The sequence below is a fragment of the Streptomyces sp. NPDC003284 genome, from assembly GCF_053589675.1.
In genome coordinates this window covers 62071-78283 of record NZ_JBSFSI010000023.1, presented here as the reverse complement: position 1 = coordinate 78283, position 16213 = coordinate 62071, and the positions used below count along the sequence as shown (strand labels likewise).

Annotated in this window: 13 protein-coding genes; 8 read left to right on the top strand and 5 right to left on the bottom strand. The window is 75.1% G+C overall.

Annotation, left to right across the window (positions count from 1 at the left end):
• Positions 1–81 precede the first annotated feature (81 nt).
• From ACWDYF_RS32390 to ACWDYF_RS32370, 5 genes are all read left to right on the top strand, one after another.
• The gene (locus ACWDYF_RS32390) at positions 82–948 is read left to right on the top strand and encodes an alpha/beta fold hydrolase (RefSeq protein ID WP_389472560.1); all 867 of its coding nucleotides are present in this window, start codon (positions 82–84) and stop codon (positions 946–948) included.
• 37 nt (positions 949–985) lie between these two features.
• Positions 986–1708 (top strand): alpha/beta fold hydrolase, encoded by a 723-nt coding sequence (locus tag ACWDYF_RS32385; RefSeq protein ID WP_389472557.1) that lies wholly within the window; start codon positions 986–988, stop codon positions 1706–1708.
• A gap of 109 nt (positions 1709–1817) precedes the next feature.
• Positions 1818–2060 (top strand): DUF397 domain-containing protein, encoded by a 243-nt coding sequence (locus ACWDYF_RS32380; RefSeq protein WP_018569437.1) that lies wholly within the window; start codon positions 1818–1820, stop codon positions 2058–2060.
• 135 nt (positions 2061–2195) lie between these two features.
• Positions 2196–3110, top strand: a complete 915-nt coding sequence (locus tag ACWDYF_RS32375) for a universal stress protein (protein ID WP_389472552.1) — start codon at positions 2196–2198, stop codon at positions 3108–3110.
• 1027 nt (positions 3111–4137) lie between these two features.
• A complete protein-coding gene (locus ACWDYF_RS32370) occupies positions 4138–4635 on the top strand; it encodes a hypothetical protein (RefSeq protein WP_018569435.1) in 498 nt (165 codons plus the stop codon).
• A gap of 62 nt (positions 4636–4697) precedes the next feature.
• Here the strand turns inward: ACWDYF_RS32370 and ACWDYF_RS32365 are convergent, their stop codons facing one another.
• Positions 4698–6698, bottom strand: a complete 2001-nt coding sequence (locus tag ACWDYF_RS32365) for an N-acetylmuramoyl-L-alanine amidase (RefSeq protein ID WP_389472549.1) — start codon at positions 6696–6698, stop codon at positions 4698–4700.
• 278 nt (positions 6699–6976) lie between these two features.
• Positions 6977–8116: an aminoglycoside phosphotransferase family protein gene (locus ACWDYF_RS32360; RefSeq protein WP_389472546.1), complete on the bottom strand. Its 1140-nt coding sequence runs from the start codon at positions 8114–8116 to the stop codon at positions 6977–6979.
• A gap of 234 nt (positions 8117–8350) precedes the next feature.
• On the opposite strand from ACWDYF_RS32360, the gene ACWDYF_RS32355 reads away from it, so the two are divergent.
• Together ACWDYF_RS32355 and ACWDYF_RS32350 are read left to right on the top strand one after the other, a co-directional pair.
• Entirely contained in the window at positions 8351–9844 is a 1494-nt protein-coding gene (locus tag ACWDYF_RS32355; RefSeq protein WP_381738189.1) for a DNA-binding protein NsdB, read from the top strand.
• Positions 9845–10666: 822 nt separating this feature from the next.
• Complete coding sequence (locus ACWDYF_RS32350) at positions 10667–11080, top strand: SsgA family sporulation/cell division regulator (protein WP_018569431.1); 414 nt, start codon at positions 10667–10669, stop codon at positions 11078–11080.
• Between the two features lie 61 nt (positions 11081–11141).
• Here the strand turns inward: ACWDYF_RS32350 and ACWDYF_RS32345 are convergent, their stop codons facing one another.
• Together ACWDYF_RS32345 and ACWDYF_RS32340 are read right to left on the bottom strand one after the other, a co-directional pair.
• Complete coding sequence (locus ACWDYF_RS32345) at positions 11142–12167, bottom strand: Gfo/Idh/MocA family protein (protein ID WP_389472543.1); 1026 nt, start codon at positions 12165–12167, stop codon at positions 11142–11144.
• Between the two features lie 124 nt (positions 12168–12291).
• Positions 12292–13392, bottom strand: coding sequence for a baeRF3 domain-containing protein (locus tag ACWDYF_RS32340; RefSeq protein WP_381738193.1), 1101 nt, complete (start codon positions 13390–13392; stop codon positions 12292–12294).
• Between the two features lie 342 nt (positions 13393–13734).
• Between ACWDYF_RS32340 and asnB the strand changes: the two genes are divergently transcribed.
• Positions 13735–15576, top strand: coding sequence for an asparagine synthase (glutamine-hydrolyzing) (asnB, locus tag ACWDYF_RS32335; protein WP_389472540.1), 1842 nt, complete (start codon positions 13735–13737; stop codon positions 15574–15576).
• Here the strand turns inward: asnB and ACWDYF_RS32330 are convergent.
• A complete protein-coding gene (locus tag ACWDYF_RS32330) occupies positions 15566–16081 on the bottom strand; it encodes a DUF4232 domain-containing protein (protein WP_389472538.1) in 516 nt (171 codons plus the stop codon). The genes asnB and ACWDYF_RS32330 overlap by 11 nt on opposite strands.
• Positions 16082–16213: the final 132 nt, after the last annotated feature.

The window sequence follows — 16213 nt, the reverse complement described above, 5'->3', positions numbered from 1 at the left end:
TCCAGGCCGGGGCGCCGCAGGCAAGAGCCCGGCGGGGAAAATCCCTGGCGGCCCGCCCTTCCCACCGGCCAGGATCGGCCCATGCCGACCTTCACCGCGCCCGACGGAACCCGCCTCGCCTACCGGCTGCGCGGTCAGGGCGACCCGCTGGTGGTGCTGCCCGGCGGGCCGATGCGGGCCTCCGCCTACCTCGGGGACCTGGGCGGGCTCACCGCACACCGCCGGTTGGTCCTGCTCGACCTGCGCGGCACCGGCGCCTCGTCGGCCCCGGCCGACCCGGCGACGTACCGCTGCGACCGGCAGACCGACGACATCGAGGCACTCCGCGTCCATCTGGGCCTGGAGCGGCTGGACCTGCTCGCGCACTCGGCCGGCGGCAGCCTCGCCGCGCTCTACGCCGCCCGGCGGCCCCGGCGCGTCGGCCGCCTCGCCCTGATCAGCGCCGCCCTGCGCCCGCTCGGACTGAGCCCGGCCCCCGCCGACCGGCTCGCCGCCGCCCGGCTGCGGAGCGGCGAACCGTGGTTCGAGCGGGCGTACCCCGCGCTGGCGGCCTGGCTCACGGGCGAAGGACCGTACGACGACGTGTTCACCCCCTTCTTCCACGGCCGCTGGGACGAGGAGATCCGCGCGCACGCCGACGCCGAGGAAGCGCAGACCAACGAGGAGGCCGCCGACCGCTACTTCGCCGACGCCGCGTTCGACCCGGCCGCCACCCGCGCGGCCCTCGCCGCGCTGACCGCGCCCGTCCTCGTCCTCACCGGGGAGCTCGACGGCGGCCCCCGCCCGGACCTGGCCCGCCGCGCCGCCGCCGCGTTCGCGCACGCCGAGTTCGCCCTCCAGCCGGGCGCCGGGCACTACCCGTGGCTGGACGACCCGCGGTGGTTCGTACGGCGAGTCGCCGCCTTCCTCGCCGGAGAGCGGGCCGCCGCTTCGCCGTCGGCAGAATGACGGCGCCGCCGCCGTCCGTCCCGGCTACCTTCCCCGCATGGACACCGGACCGCACACCGCCGACGTCGACGGCGTCACGCTCGCCTACCGCGCCTGGGGCCCGGCGGACGCGCCGCCCGTCGTCCTGCTGCACTGCCGGGGCGCCGACGGCACCGACTGGGCCCCGGTCGCGCGCCGCCTGGCGGGCGGACCGCGCCCGCGCCGCGTCTACGCCCCGGACCTGCGCGGCCACGGCGCCAGCAGCCGCCTCGGAGCCCGGCCCGGCGCCTACGCCCACGAGGCGCTGCGCGACGACGTGCTCGGCCTCCTCGACGCGCTGGGCATCGAACGGGCCGACATCGTGGGCCACTCGCTCGGCGGCGCCGTCGCCTGCCTGATCGCCCAGCACGCGCCCGCGCGCGTACGGCGGCTCGTCCTGGAGGACGTGCCCGCGCCCGTCCCGCTGGACCCGCCCCGGCCGCTCGCCACCCGGCCGCGCGGCGAACTGCCGTACGACTGGGAGATGATCCTGGCCACCGACCGGCAGCGCAACGCGCCCGACCCCGCCTGGGCCGCGGGCATGGGCCGGATCACCGCGCCCGCGCTGCTGGTCGCGGGCGGGCCGTCCAGTTCCGTCCCCCAGGACCAGATCACCGGCCTGGCCGCGCTGATCCCCGGCGCCCGCGTCGTCACCGTGGACGCGGGGCACCTGGTGCACGAGAAGCGGCCCGAGGAGTTCCTGGCCGTGGTGACCCCCTTCCTGACCGACCTCCCCGCCTGACCCTCCCGCCCCTCCCGACCGGCCGGACGCCCCGCGCGGATGGCCTGTCGGCGATGCCACCCGATCGCTAGGCTGAGCCGCGGACGACGGAATCGGGAGGAGCACGGACGTGGCCGAGAGCACTGTCCAGCAGCACCCGCTCGCGGGATGGGACAAGCCCGAGCTGGACCTCACCAGCGCCGAGTGGCAGTCCAGCAGTCGTGGCCTGGGGGATGTCCAGATCGCGTTCGTCGAGGGGTTCATCGCGATGCGCAACAGCCGTCGCCCCGAGAGCCCCTCGCTGATCTTCACCCCCGCGGAGTGGGGCGCGTTCGTCTCGGGAGCACGGGAAGGGGAGTTCGACCTCACCTGAGCGGGGGCGCCGGAGGCCGAACCGGGGGTGTTCCCGCCGGTTTTCCGGACACGCGACCTTCAAAGCCCCGTCCGCGCCGACGCCTTTGCCAGGCTGGCGCGGCAGGGAAGGCCGCCCTCCGGAGATGAGGTACCCATGAGCACTCCGCCGGTCGTCGCAGCGGTCGACGGCTCCGACGACAGCCTGCGCGCCCTCGACTGGGCGCTGGACGCGGCCCGGCGCCGCCGGGCGCCGCTGCGCGTCGTCCACGTCCGCCAGTACGCCCCCTGGACCCAGCCCGACGTCCTGGTCACCGGGCCGCCCACGGACGCCGGGGACGAGGTGCTCGACGCGGCCCGCGCCCACGTGGCGGCGCGGGGCGACACCGGGACGGACGTCGGGTACGACGGACTCGACGGGCTGCCCGGCGCCCTGCTGCCCGAACTCGGCGCGACCGCACAGTTGCTGGTGCTCGGCTCCCGGGGCCGCGGCGGCTTCAGAAGCCTCCTGCTGGGCTCCAACGGCCTGGCCGCCGCGCGCGACGCGGAGTGCCCGGTCGTCGTGGTGCCCCGGCCCGGACGCGAGGTCGACGACGACGAGGCCCCGGCCGTCGCCCCAGGGCCGCGGGTGGTGGCCGGTCTGAACGTCGACAGCCCCGACGACGCCGTGCTGGCCTTCGCCTTCGCCGAGGCCGCCCTGCGCGGGGCCCGCGTCCAGGTGGTCACCGCCTATCCGTGGCCGGTGCGCACCTGGGGAGCGGCGGCGGGGGAAGTGCCCATGCCGGTGATCGCCCAGGACGAGGTGGAGAGCGAGGTCGGCACCCTCGCCGACGGCTTCCTCGTCCCGCACCGGACCCGGCACCCCGACGTACCGGCCGAAGTGCAGGTCCTCCCCGGTGACGCGGCCGGCCGGCTGGTCGGCGCCTCCCGCGACGCCGAACTCGTCGTGGTCGGCCGCCACCGCCGCCGCCTGCTGGCCCCTGCCCGCATGATGGGCTCCGTCACCCAGGCGGTCCTGCTGCACGCCCCCGGCCCCGTCGCGGTGATCCCGCCGTCCCCGCCCGAGGAGTAGCGCGCACCGCCGCGCTCCGCCGGGGCGGCGGCCGGGCGACGGCGTCCGGGCTCCGCCTTCCGCCCTCCGCTGCCGTGGGCCGGGGCCCCGGCGCGCGGACGCGTCACGCGGGGCGCCGTCCGGTGACGGCCGTGCGGTGACTTCCCGCCCCCGGCCGGGCGGCCGGGGCGGGCGTGCACCGGGAGGTGGCGCGATGAGGCGCGGGGCCGGGTGACGAGGTCCGCCGCACGGGCGGAGGACCGGCGGACGCCGGGGCCGGAGGCCGGTCCCGGCCCGGTCGGCGGGGGACACCGCGCCGCCGACCCGGAGGCGCGGCGGACCGCTGTGCACCCCGTCCGGCGGCCCGGCGGCGGCCGGATCGCCGGGCGCATCCGTACGGTTCGACGGGCACCGGCCCTTCCACCACCGCCCGCACACAGGAACCGCCCGGCAGGGACACCCGTCCCCTGCTCGATCTCGTGCTGACCCTCCGTTACGACGGCGTCGGCGGTGTCCCGGACGAGTCGGCCGACGCCGCCGGGCTCGCCGCCCGGGTGCGGGGCCGTCCGGATGTCCTCCCGGGCGCCGGGGCGTACACCGCCGACGGCCGCCGTACGGGCGCTCTTCGCACCTCCGGCCTGCCGCGCCCCGCCCCTCCCTGCCCTTCTCTGCCGACGCCACCCGGCTGCTGCCCGTGCCCGGAGCGGTCGAACGGCTCGACGCCGCCGCGCGCACCCCCACCATGCCCGTCCCGCACCGGACCACCGGACCACCGGACCACCGGACCGAGCACGAGGGCCCGTTCCTCGCCCGGTGCCCTGCGCCGGGCCCAGGCACCCGCCGACCTCACCGCGGCGTTCGCCCAGGCCGCCGCCTCCTTCCTCGCGGACCCCGACCGCGCACGGCCGCGCGCCTGCCCCGCCCCCTCCGTCCCCCCGTCACCACCGGCGGCGCCGCGACGGCGGACCGGCCGGTTCCGGGGGAGGTCCGCCCCGGACGGAGGCCGCCCGCACGTCGCGCGGCACGCCGGGGCACGTACCATGGCGGCATGTCGTTCCTCCGTCGCCGCAGCGCCACGCCCGCCGGGCCCGACTTCGACGTTCTGGCCATGGACCCGGGCGACTGGCCCGGCAATCTCGGCGCCGGGCTGCTGCCCGCGCCCGACGGCACCTGCCAGGGTGTGTTCCTGCGCTACGACCTCTTCGGCGGCCGCGGCACCGCGATGATCATCGGGAATCTCCCCGAGGGCTCCCCGGCCCGCGAGGTCCCCGAGGGCGAGGTGCCCTTCGAGGTGGCCCAGCTGCTGCTGGCCCTGGAGAACGACGAGGAGATCACCGTCGTCGGCACCGAGGACATGCCGGTGCTCCAGGGCGACAATCTGCTGATCGTGCGCCGCCTCAAGCTCTCCGAGAGCCGGATCTCCTGCGTCCAGTTCGACCGCAGCGACGGCGTCCTGGTGACCATCGCCGCCTGGGACCGTCCGATCACGGACGACCTGTACGCGCTGCTCAAGCCGCTGCCCGCCGAGCTGTTCCAGCAGGGCTGAGCAGCCGACCGGCACACCTGTGCGGGGCGGCCCCCTCCCGGAGGGGGCCGCCCCGCACGCGGTCACCGGCCCGAGGGCCGCACCTGTACGTCCGCCGCCCGGACGAACGCCACCCGGTGGCCGAACTGGATCTCGTAGTACAGGTCCTTGCCGACCACCACCCGGTGCGAGTCGGTGGTGAACGTGACCGAGTAGAGGTACTCGCCGGGCACCGCGTCCCCGACCACGTACTCCTGGCCGGCCGGGAGCGTGTACGGCAGTGGTGTCACGGCCTGCACCGGCACCCCGGCCGGATACGCCTCCTTCTCCGGGTACGCCCTGCCGTACACGGGCACGTCGGCCACGCCCGGCTTCGGCGTGACCACCAGCCCGGCCGCGTTCACCGCGGTGGCCTGCCGCGCGGGGTTGCGGAACCAGGCCTTCTGGCCGAGGTACCAGATCGCCGTCCAGTCGCCCTGCCGCCCGGCCACCGCGTACTGCTGGCCGGTCTCCGCCCGCGAGGCCACGTCGTTCACATCGGTCGTGGAGTCACCGCCGCCCGGACGCAGCCCGATGTCCTTGACCAGCGGGGCGGACGCGTCCGGCCGGGTGTACAGCCGCACCTCGTTGGAGCCGTGCGCCGCGCACGGTGTCCCGGCGGTGACACAGCCCGTGTACTCCGTCCCGTTGGCCGCGTAGTCCGGGCGGATCGTCACCAGACCGCCGCCGCTGCCCGCGGTCGGCACGAAGGGGCGGCCCAGCAGCTCGAAGTAGTGCCGCCAGTCCCAGTACGGGCCGGGGTCGGTGTGCATGCCCGGGATGGTCCCGGCGGTCGTCCCCGGCACCGTGTCGTGCCCCAGGATGTGCTGCCGGTCCAGCGGGATGCCGTACTTCCCGGCGAGATAGCGCACCAGCCGCGCCGAGGAGCGGTACATCGCCTCCGTGTACCAGGCGTCCGGGTCGGCGAGGAAGCCCTCGTGCTCCAGCCCGATCGACGTGGCGTTGACGTACCAGTTGCCCGCGTGCCACGACACGTCCTTGTTGTTCACGTGCTGGGCGATGTGCCCGTCGGTGGAGCGCAGCGTGTAGTTCCACGACACATAGGTCGGGTCCTGGACCAGATTGAGGACGCCGTCCCAGCGGCCCTCGGTGTCGTGGATGACGATGTACCGGATCCGCTCGGACCTCGGCCGGTCGCCCAGGTCGTGGTTGCCGTAGTCGTCGGTGCCGAACTCCTGGTACGGCGCCGGGACCCACTCGCAGGACACCGAGGCGGGGCACTCCGTCCCGGCCGAGGACTCCGGTGCGAGGCCGGTCCGCGCCAACAGGGCCCGGTCGGGGGCCAGCCGCGGCCGGGCCGTGAGCACGACGCGCTGCCCGGCGTCCGTCGTACGCCGCTCACCGGAGCGGATCACGGAGTACACGTCGTCGGCGTAGGCCGCCGCCGTGCCGCTGTCCTGCGCGCCGGAGAACCGGGCCACCGCCCCGTACCAGGCGGCGGGGTCCGCGCTCAGCGGCTCGCCCAGCCGCCGCTGCGCGTCGGCCAGCAGGGCGGCGCCGCCCGCGATGTTCGCCGCCGCGTCCGCGCGCAGTCGCTCGGCGGGCGTCCCGGTCAGGACGGCCGCCCGGGTCAGGGTCTTCAGCCGGTCCGGCAGCGCGGAGTCCGCCGGTACGGCGGCGGGCGCCGCCGGATGCAGGGCGGGGCGGGCACCGTCACCGCGCGGGTCCTCGTCCCCCGCGCCGTGGTGCTCCCCGGCGCGGGCCAGCGCCGTCCGGGCGTCGGTGAGGTGCATCGGGCCGTAGCCGCCGCTCACGCTCGGCGCCCCGGCATGCCCGTCCCAGCGGGACTGGAGGTAGGAGACGCCCAGCAGGACGCTGAGCGGCACGTGGTAGCGCCCGGCCGCGGCGGAGAACGCCCGCTGGAGCCGGCCGGTGTCGTCCGCGGCACCCGCGGACGGGGCGCCCAGCAGCGGCAGCAGCAGCGCGGCGCAGGCGAGGGCACCGCCCGCCGTACGCGCGGCGGCCCGCCCCGGCGTGGCTCTGCGGCCCCTGGTGACGTCGGAGTCGCTGACGGATCCTCGCAATGCTGCCTCCTGGGGCGCTCGGGCGTGCGTGACGGGGCGTGCGGGGCCGGCGTGGGTCAGTGGTACCGGCTGGCCGACGATCCGTCAATCATGCGCGCGAGGAGGCGATTTCCCATGTCAGGCCGGGGCCCGGCGAGTTTCGCCGCGGCGCCGCGCGGGCCTGCGGCGCGTCAGTGGCGTACACCTGTGATCGGCGTACACCTGTGCCGCTGTGCACACGAAAGAGGTCTGCGGCACGCCCGTCCCGACGGGGTGCCGCGGACCTCCCTCGTGCGCTGTCAGCGGGTGCCGACCGCGGCGCGCACGGCCCGGCGCGCCAGTTGGCAGTCGTCGTGCAGCCGCCGCAGCAGCAGCCGCTGCTCCTCGCCGGCCGGGGCGGCGGCCGGGTGGGGCAGGCCCGGTGCCGCCGGGGCCGGGTCGTGCATCGAACGCTGCACGGCCGTCTCGTAGGTGCGGATCTCCCGGGTCAGCACCAGCATCAGGTTCACCAGGAAGGCGTCCCGCGCCGCCGGTCCGGCCGCCTGGGCGAACTGGCTGATGTGCCGCCGGGCCTCGGGCGCCTGGCCGAGCACCGACCACAGCGTCGCCAGGTCGTAGCCCGGCAGGTACCAGCCCGCGTGCTCCCAGTCCACCAGGACCGGTCCGGCCGGGGAGAGCAGGATGTTGGCGAGCAGCGCGTCGCCGTGGCAGAACTGGGCCATGCCCTGCCGGCCCGCCGCGTGCGCGATGCCGTGCAGCAGCTTCTGGAGGTCGCCCATGTCGCGGTCGGTGAGCAGGCCCAGCTCGTGGAAGCGGGCGATCTCGGCGCCGTAGTCCAGCGGGGCGTCGAACGTCCCCGAGGGCGGCCGCCAGGTGTTCAGCCGGCACAGCGCGCCGAGGGCCGCGCGGATGTCCGCCCGCGGCGGCGTCTGCGACGGGTGCCGCTGGAGCGCGGCCACCCGGCCCGGCGCGCGCTCGATGACAAGGGTGCAGTTGTCCGGGTCCGCCGCGATCAGCCGGGGCACACGGACCGGGGGCCGGTGCCGGACGAACGAGCGGTAGACCGCTATTTCGTGGCGGTACCGCTCGGCCCACTCGCGGGACGGGTCCAGTAAGCACTTGGCGACCGCCGTGGCGCGCCCGGTCGTGCCGACCAGGAGCACCGAGCGGCCGCTGCGGCGCAGCACCTGGACCGGGGCGAACTCCGGACAGATCCGCTGCACCGAGGCGAGGGCGGTGCGCAGGAGGGCGCCCTGCGGGCCGGACAGGTCGAGCCTCCCGCTGAGGGGTGGTGTGCCGAGCCCCGCGGCGCGCCGCGGCCGGCCCACGCCGAGCACGGGGGCCGCCGGACGCGCGGGGTCGAGGAGGGGGCCGCCGACGCCCGGACGGGGACGCAGCGGCCGGGGCGGGGCGGACACGGAGGACGATGCTGCGTACATGGGCGAGACAGATCCCTTCGTGTGCCTGCTGCTCGAAGTGCGCTGCCCGGCCCGGACGCCCGGGTGCACCCTGGGGAATGTCCCTGGCGACCGGGTCGGGGTGGCGCTTTCCTACCTGACACCGGTCGCCCCGTGGCACACCATGTGGCGTGCCCTGGCGAACCCTGGCGAATAGTCGCCCGGCAACTCTCACCGGGGCTACTGTCAACTCAGCCGAGTACCTGGGGGCTTGACGTGACAGGACAACCCAACGCCCGTCTCGCGGATCTGTTCGGCCTGGCCGGCTGGTCCAAGGGGGAGCTCGCGAGGCTGGTCAACCGGCAGGCGGCGGCCATGGGCCACCCCCAGCTGGCGACCGACACCTCCCGGGTACGGCGCTGGATCGACATGGGAGAGATCCCGCGCGATCCCGTGCCACGGGTGCTGGCGGCCCTGTTCACCGAGCGTCTCGGCCGTGTCGTGACCATCGAGGATCTCGGTCTGGTACGGCACGGGCGCACAGGGAGACGGCAGGGCGACGGGGAAGCGGAACATCCCGACGGCATGCCGTGGGCGCCCGAGCAGACCGCCGCGGTCCTCACCGAATTCACGGGAATGGACCTCATGCTCAACCGACGCGGCTTGGTGGGCGCGGGTGCCGCGCTCACCGCGGGATCAGCACTCAGCGGTGCCCTGCACGACTGGCTGCACACCGAACCGGCCCTGACGGGCGACGCCCCCCCACTCGACCACCCCCTCAACGCCGACCCCGCCGGATTCGACCGCTACGACGCCGCCCCGGTCGGGGCGGAGGAGGTCGAGGAACTGGAACGCTCCGTGGAGGTGTTCCGCGCCTGGGACGCCGCCCGCGGCGGCGGCCTCCAGCGCAAGGCGGTGGTGGGCCAGCTCAACGAGGTGGGCGGCATGCTCGCCTACCGCCACCCCGCCCATCTCCAGCGGCGCCTGTGGGGCGTCGCCGCCAATCTCGCCGTCCTGGCCGGCTGGATGTCGCACGACGTCGGCCTGGAACCCACCGCCCAGAAGTACTTCGTCATCGCCACCCACGCGGCGCGCGAGGGCGGCGACCGGCCCCGCGCGGGCGAGGCGCTGTCGCGCGCGGCCCGCCAGAAGGTGCACCTGGGCCGGCCCGACGAGGCGCTGGACCTGATGAAGCTCGCCCAGTCCGGTTCCGGTGACCGGCTTCAGCCGCGCACCAAGGCGATGTTCCACACCATCGAGGCCTGGGCGCAGGCCGCGATGGGCAAGGGACAGGCCATGCGCCGCACCCTCGGCCGGGCCGAGGACCTGTTCGTCGCCGACAGGGGCGACGGCGAACCGCTGCCCTGGATGCAGACCTTCAAGGCGGAGGACCTGTACGGGATGCAGGCGCTCGCCTACCGCACCCTGGCGGAGTTCGACCCGGGCGCGGCCGTGCACGCCCAGCACTACGCGGAGAAGGCGCTCGCGCTGCGGATCGACGGCCGTGAGCGGTCGAAGATCTTCGACCATCTGTCCATGGCCTCGGCCTGCTTCATCGCGGACGACCCCGAGCAGGCGGACCGCTACGCGCGGCTGGCCCTGATGTCGATGGGGTCCAACTCCTCGCGGCGCACCTGGGACCGGCTGCGCGAGATGTACCGGCTCACCGCCCAGTACGCCGGATATCCGGGGATCCATGAGCTGCGCGAGGAGATCCGTCTCGCCATGCCCCGGCCCCGGGGCAAGGGCGCGGGCGGCACGCCGGTGTAGCGCACGGGCCCGGCCGCGTCCGCCGCAGGGGCGGGTGCCGGACCGATCCCACCACCGTCACGCCGGCCGGGACGTCGTCCGGGCGGCGAGCACACCGGTGCCGTCCTCGCGCGCGCTCGCGCCGGACTCCTCCGGGACCGCCCGCAGGCGCTGCCGTGCGTCGCGCGCGGCGGCGCACCGCGGCGCGGGTACCGGCGGTCGCCGACCCCTGGCCGCCCGGCCGGAGGGTGCGTCCGGCGTGCGGTACCGCCGGGCGCCCTCCCGTCCCTCGCCGGTCCGGGCGCTCCCCCGGCGGTGGGCCGGGGGAGCGGTCCGCGGACAGGGGGGACGGCATGGCGCACTCCGATGCGGGGGCGGGGATCGCGCGGGAAGAGCGGGAAGAGCGGGAAGAGCGGAAAGAGACGTGACGAGACGGTAGGCGCGGGAAGCGACGGGCCCGCGAAGAGAAGGACCCGCTACGACTGTGGCACAGCGGACGGCGGCCCGTAAGGGATTCGGCGACACCCGATACGGTGGTGCTTCTGGCATATGCCACTGTCTTTTCGGAGCGGCTCGGCCTCCGTCGTCCGCGTACTGCATCCGATGGCTGGAGCGTATGCCGTCTACGTCTTTTGACGGACCGTCGAGCTGCCGGAGGCGCCGTTCGTGTGTGCGTTCGACAGCTCGACACCCCCCGCCGGTGGCGTGCGGGAGTCCGGCACGGCCGGAGTGACGCAGGTCACATGAATTGGGGGGCGGTCAGGCGTAATGCGAACGGCACCTACGGGCTCCTAAGAACACACGGCAGAACGGCCGACCTCCGACCCGCAGGGGAGACCGACCATGGACATCACCCTCGAACAGTCCGCCCGCGCCCGTCTGATCACCGCGGACGGGCAGGAACTCCCCGTCCCCGCCACGCTCCGCTACGCCTCCGTGGACCCCCTGGCCGTGCACGTGGACTTCCCGCCCGAGGCGTCACTGGACGGGGAGGAGGTGACCTGGACCTTCTCCCGCACCCTGCTCGAAGAGGGGCTGGGCCAGCCGGCCGGAGCGGGCGACGTGCACTTCTGGCCCTGCGGCGACGCCCGTACGGCGGTCGAACTGCACTCCAGGTCGGGCATGGCCCTCCTCCAGTTCGACACCCCGGCGCTCCACCGCTTCCTGCTGCGCAGCTACGCCGTCGTCGCGGCCGGCCAGGAGGACGTCGGCGCGGCCGTCGACCGGGGCCTGACCGCGCTGTTCGGCGCGGTGTGAGGCGCGCCGGACAGCGCGGTGCCCGCGCAGCGCGCGGCGCCCCCGCGCGGCGTGCCCGCGCTCAGCGGCCGCCCGGCCCGTACAGTCCCGGGCGCGGGGCGAGGGCGACCGGCACCCGGCCGCCGCTCTCCAGCGAGCGGACGCCCGCCTCGGCGACGACGGAGGCGGCATAGCCGTCCCACGCGCCGGGACCGGTGACCCGTCCGCCGCGCGTGGCGTCGACCCAGGACTGCACCTCGCGGTCGTAGGCGTCGGCGAAGCGCACGAGATAGTCCTGCGGCACCTCCTCGTGTGCCCGGCCCCGCGCCGTGACGAGCATCCCGTGGTCGTCGCCGATCCGCGCGCAGCCCGTCTCGCCCACCGCCTCGCAGCGCACCTGGTAGCCGAATCCGCAGTTGACGAAGACCTCGACGTCCACCAGCGCGCCCCGCTCCGTCTCGAAGAGCACGAACTGCGGGTCCGCCAGCCCTTCGGGTGACCGGGCGGAGGACGCCGGACGCAGCACGGTCACGGCGGTCAGCTCCTGCCCGAGCAGCCAGCGGGCCGCGTCGATCTCGTGCGACACCGAGCTGTTGATCAGCATGGCGCTGGTGAAGTGCGGTGGCGAGGAGACGTTGCGGTGCGTGCAGTGCAGCATCAGCGGGCGGCCCAACTCCCCGCCGTCCAGCAGGGCCTTGAGCCGCAGATAGCCGGTGTCGTAGCGCCGCATGAAGCCGATCTGCGCCAGCCGCCGCCCGAGCCGCGCCTCCGCCTCCACCACCCGCAGGGCTCCGGCCGGGTCCGGCACCATCGGCTTCTCGCACAGCACCGGCAGACCGCGCGCGAAGGCCGCGAGCAGCGCCTCCTCGTGCGCCGGACCGGGTGAGGCGATCAGTACGGCGTCCACCCCGGGCGCTGCCAGCGCGGCCTCGGCCTCGGCGTGCACCGAGGCGCCCCCGATGCCGCCCAGTGCCGCTTCGGCCCGCGCGGTGTCGGGGTCGGCCACGGCGGCGACCCTGGCTCCGCTCACCACCCGGTCGAGACGCCTTATGTGATCGGCGCCCATGTGTCCGGCACCCAGTACGGCCACCCCCAGCAGCTCGCCCATGTGCGCTCCCTCCCTGTCGGCCGTTGTCGGCGCTTGTCGGCGGATTCCGCCGTAGCGTAGACGCCTTCAAGGAGGGTTCTGAGGGGAGCCGGGGGCCGCTGGTCCGGTGGCCCGGGGCCGCTGTTCAGTAGCGCAGCACGGCGGCGATGCGCTGCTCCTCGCCGAGGGTGCCGTCCGGGACGAAGCGCACCTCGGCCCCGGTCTCCAGGCACTGCTCGACGATCTCGTCCACGATGTCCTCGCGGGCGTCGAGGTCGCCGCCCGCCGCCGGGATCAGATGGTCCCCGGCGTCGTCGCGCACGGTCACCCGGTAGTTCTCCTCGACGACCAGCAGCCGCACCCGCCCCTCGCGGGCGCTGCGCCACAGCTCGTCGACGCCGGCCGCGAACTCCTTGCGCCCGCGGGCCGCCTCCAGCTCCCGGGTGACGGCGTCGGTCTCCTCGCGGGCCCGCGCCCGGAGCACCGGTTGCAGCGCGCGCCGCACGGCCTCGGGCGTGGCGTGCGCCAGCCCCCCGTGCGGGACGTGCACCGCGTGCCGGGCGACGCCGCCGCACTCGTCGAGGACCGCCAGCGCGCCCGGCTCACCGGTGACGTAGAGCGGGCGCGGACGCGCGCGCAGCACCGCGCCCAGCGCGGCGTCCGCCTCCCGCAGGAACCGGCGGGTGCGCTCGTCGCGGAACGTGCTCGGCGCGTCGCCGGTCCGCTCCTGGCGCTCGGCGTCGAAGTTCTCGGTGAGGTCCCGGGTCAGCGGGAAGCCGCCGGTGCGGGCCTCGGCGACCCGGCCCCCGCCGCCGCTCCACAGGGTCATCCGGTCGGCGGAGACCGACAGGACCCAGAAGGGGCTCCCGGCGGCGTTCGCGGAGACCAGGTTGCGGGTGAGGAAGGTGTCCGAGAGCACCACCCGCTCCGGCACGCTGCGGCCCAGCGACCACACCTGGTGCTCCCCGGGGGCGGCGAAGATCAGCAGTCCGTCCTCCGCGTAGGTCAGGTCCACCTCGGCCAGGGCCTCGTCGAGCTGGCGTTCGACGTCGGCGCGGCGTTCCCGGGTGACCGCCGGATCGGTCTCCAGCTGCTTCTTGGCCTCGGCCACGGCATTGCGCAGCCGGACCCGGTCCTGGGCGTTGTCGGGCTCCCTGCGGTGTGTCGGCGTGAGCACGGACACGGCGGGGTAGCTGCGCGGGCGCCGCAGCTCGGCGAGGGTCGCGGGACTCAGATCGTGCTCCATGACAGCACCATAGGGCCGATTCACGTATCGGGCATTTGGAGTAATCAGGTGCCGGTCGGGGGTAACTCGTCGCTCCGGGCTCCCGCTTGCCCGGCCGTCCGCCGGATCGCATACGGGCGGCCGGCCGAGGGCGCCGTTGGAGAAGTCTTTGCCGGTGGCCGGTTCCCGGTGGACCACCCCTGGCGGCACGTGTACCGGCGGGCCTCGCGAAGGCAAAGTCCGGCCGAAAGCGCGGGGGTGGCCCGGCCGCCCGGACGACGGCCGCGTTGACCGGCCCGGGGTGCGTGAAACACGCTCGTCATATAGGTGCTTGCTACAACTGCTTCGCCTGGAGGTAGGGACATGTGCGGTATCACCGGCTGGGTCTCCTTCGACCGCGACCTGCGTTCCGAGGCGGCGGCACTGGACGCGATGACGGAGACGATGGCCTGCCGCGGCCCCGACGACCGGGGCACGTGGGTGCAGGGCCCCGTCGCCCTCGGACACCGCCGGCTCGCGATCATCGACCTGCCCGGCGGACGCCAGCCGATGAGCGCCACCACCCCGGACGGCACCGTGGCGATGGTCTACTCGGGTGAGGCCTACAACTTCACCGAACTGCGCGCCGACCTCGCCGCGCGCGGCCACCGCTTCACCACCGACTCCGACACCGAGGTCGTGCTGCGCGGCTATCTCGAATGGGGCGACGCCGTCGCCGAGCGGCTCAACGGCATGTACGCCTTCGCGATCTGGGACGGCCGTCACGACAAGCTCGTCATGATCCGCGACCGTATGGGCATCAAGCCCTTCTACTGCTATCGAACGCCCGACGGAGTCCTCTTCGGCTCCGAGCCCAAGGCGATCCTCGCCAACCCGCTGGCCCGCCGCCGGGTCACCCTGGACGGCCTGCGTGAACTGTTCACGTTCGTGAAGACCCCCGGCCACGCCGTGTGGGACGGCATGTGCGAGGTCCAGCCCGGCACCGTCGTCACCGTCGACCGCGAGGGCCTGCACACCCGCGTCTACTGGCGGCTCGACACCCGCCCGCACACCGACGACCGCGACACCACCATCGCCACCGTGCGCTCGCTCCTCGACGACATCGTGCGCCGCCAGCTCGTCGCCGACGTGCCCCGCTGCACCCTGCTCTCCGGCGGCCTCGACTCCTCGGCGATGACCGCGCTGGCCGCCCGGCAACTGGCCGAGCAGGGCGAGAAGGTGCGCAGCTTCGCCGTCGACTTCGTCGGCCAGACGGACCGTTTCGTCGCCGACGAACTGCGCGGCACCCCGGACACCCCGTTCGTGCACGACCTGGCCCGCGCCGCCGACACCGACCACCAGGACATCGTGCTCGACGCGCAGTCGCTGGCCGACCCCGAGGTGCGGGCGCGCGTCCTGAGCGCCCGTGACCTGCCCATGGGCTTCGGCGACATGGACGCCTCGCTGTACCTGCTGTTCCGCAGCATCCGCGACCACTCCACGGTCGCCCTGTCCGGCGAGTCCGCCGACGAGGTCTTCGGCGGCTACCTCCAGTTCTTCGACGAGGAGGCCCGCCGCGCCGACACCTTCCCGTGGCTGGTGCGCTTCAGCCGCGACTTCGGCGACGACAGCGACGTGCTGCGCCCCGACCTCACCCGCGTCCTGGACCTCCCGGCGTACATCGCGGACGGCTACCGCACCGCCGTCTCCGGTATCCGCCGCCTCGACGGGGAGAGCGACTTCGAGTTCCGGATGCGGCGGATCTGCCATCTGCACCTGACCCGCTTCGTCCGGGTCCTGCTCGACCGCAAGGACCGGATGAGCATGGCGGTCGGCCTGGAGGTCCGCGTGCCGTTCTGCGACCACCGGCTCGTGGAGTACGTCTACAACACGCCCTGGTCCCTGAAGTCGTTCGACGGACGGGAGAAGAGCCTGCTCCGCGAGGCGACCGCGGACGTGCTGCCCAAGTCCGTGTACGACCGGGTCAAGAGCCCCTACCCCTCCACCCAGGACCCGGCGTACGCGCTCGCCCTCCAGGGCCACGTCAAGGATCTGCTCGCCCGGCCGAGCCACCCGGTCTTCGACCTGGTCGACCGCGAGCGGGTGCGCCGGGCCGCGCACGTCGACACCCCCGTCAGCACGCAGGCGGCGCGGCGCAGCCTGGAGAAGACCCTCGACCTGGCCGTCTGGCTCGACCTCTACCGGCCCGAGATCGTCACCGGCTGAGCCCGATCGCCCGGTCCGCCGCGGCGGCCGACGCCTGCCACCAGGTCGTCACCGGCTCCCACACCCGGACCGAGCCGCCCGCGCCCAGCTCCGAGGCGGTGAACGTCCGGCCCGGCAGCGCCGGGTCCGCCGCCACGGTCAGGGTGGCGACCCGGCGGGCCTCGGGGTCCGCCGGGTCGGCGACGGTACGCACCGCCGCGTAGGCCGTGCCCCCGGCGGCCAGCCGGTACGGGCCGCTCTCGCCCGGCGGCACCGGGGTCGCCGCGCCGTCCAGGTCCCCGAAGGTCACCGTGGGAATCCGGTCCACCGCGCAGACCCGCCCCCGGTTGGTGACCTGGAGGCGGACCACGGACGGCTCGGCGGGCACCGCCCGCGCCCGGACGGTCAGTTGCGAGGCGGCGCAGGCGGCGGGCGCGGGGGCCGCCTGACCGGGCGCGGCGGCCAGCAGCAGGGCGGCGACGGCGGCCGGAGCGGCCGACAGGGCGACGGCGGTACGGATACGCATGGTTCCCCCAGAGACGGTCGTGGTCGCGTACGGGAGCGGCGGACGACCGGCCCCGAGGCCGTCGCCCCGCCCACCCCTTCAGTGGGACCACCCAGGGAGCCGTCCGGTTGCGTCCCCGCGCCCGAACCACCC

What these genes read in the sequence shown, in the direction of transcription:
- ACWDYF_RS32385 (WP_389472557.1), top strand. Translation starts at nt 986, where the DNA reads ATGGACACCGGACCGCACACCGCCGACGTCGACGGCGTCACGCTCGCC.
- ACWDYF_RS32360 (WP_389472546.1), bottom strand. Translation starts at nt 8,116, where the DNA reads ATGTACGCAGCATCGTCCTCCGTGTCCGCCCCGCCCCGGCCGCTGCGT.
- asnB (WP_389472540.1), top strand. Translation starts at nt 13,735, where the DNA reads ATGTGCGGTATCACCGGCTGGGTCTCCTTCGACCGCGACCTGCGTTCC.
- ACWDYF_RS32390 (WP_389472560.1), top strand. Translation starts at nt 82, where the DNA reads ATGCCGACCTTCACCGCGCCCGACGGAACCCGCCTCGCCTACCGGCTG.
- ACWDYF_RS32330 (WP_389472538.1), bottom strand. Translation starts at nt 16,081, where the DNA reads ATGCGTATCCGTACCGCCGTCGCCCTGTCGGCCGCTCCGGCCGCCGTC.
- ACWDYF_RS32350 (WP_018569431.1), top strand. Translation starts at nt 10,667, where the DNA reads ATGGACATCACCCTCGAACAGTCCGCCCGCGCCCGTCTGATCACCGCG.
- ACWDYF_RS32340 (WP_381738193.1), bottom strand. Translation starts at nt 13,392, where the DNA reads ATGGAGCACGATCTGAGTCCCGCGACCCTCGCCGAGCTGCGGCGCCCG.
- ACWDYF_RS32345 (WP_389472543.1), bottom strand. Translation starts at nt 12,167, where the DNA reads ATGGGCGAGCTGCTGGGGGTGGCCGTACTGGGTGCCGGACACATGGGC.
- ACWDYF_RS32375 (WP_389472552.1), top strand. Translation starts at nt 2,196, where the DNA reads ATGAGCACTCCGCCGGTCGTCGCAGCGGTCGACGGCTCCGACGACAGC.
- ACWDYF_RS32370 (WP_018569435.1), top strand. Translation starts at nt 4,138, where the DNA reads ATGTCGTTCCTCCGTCGCCGCAGCGCCACGCCCGCCGGGCCCGACTTC.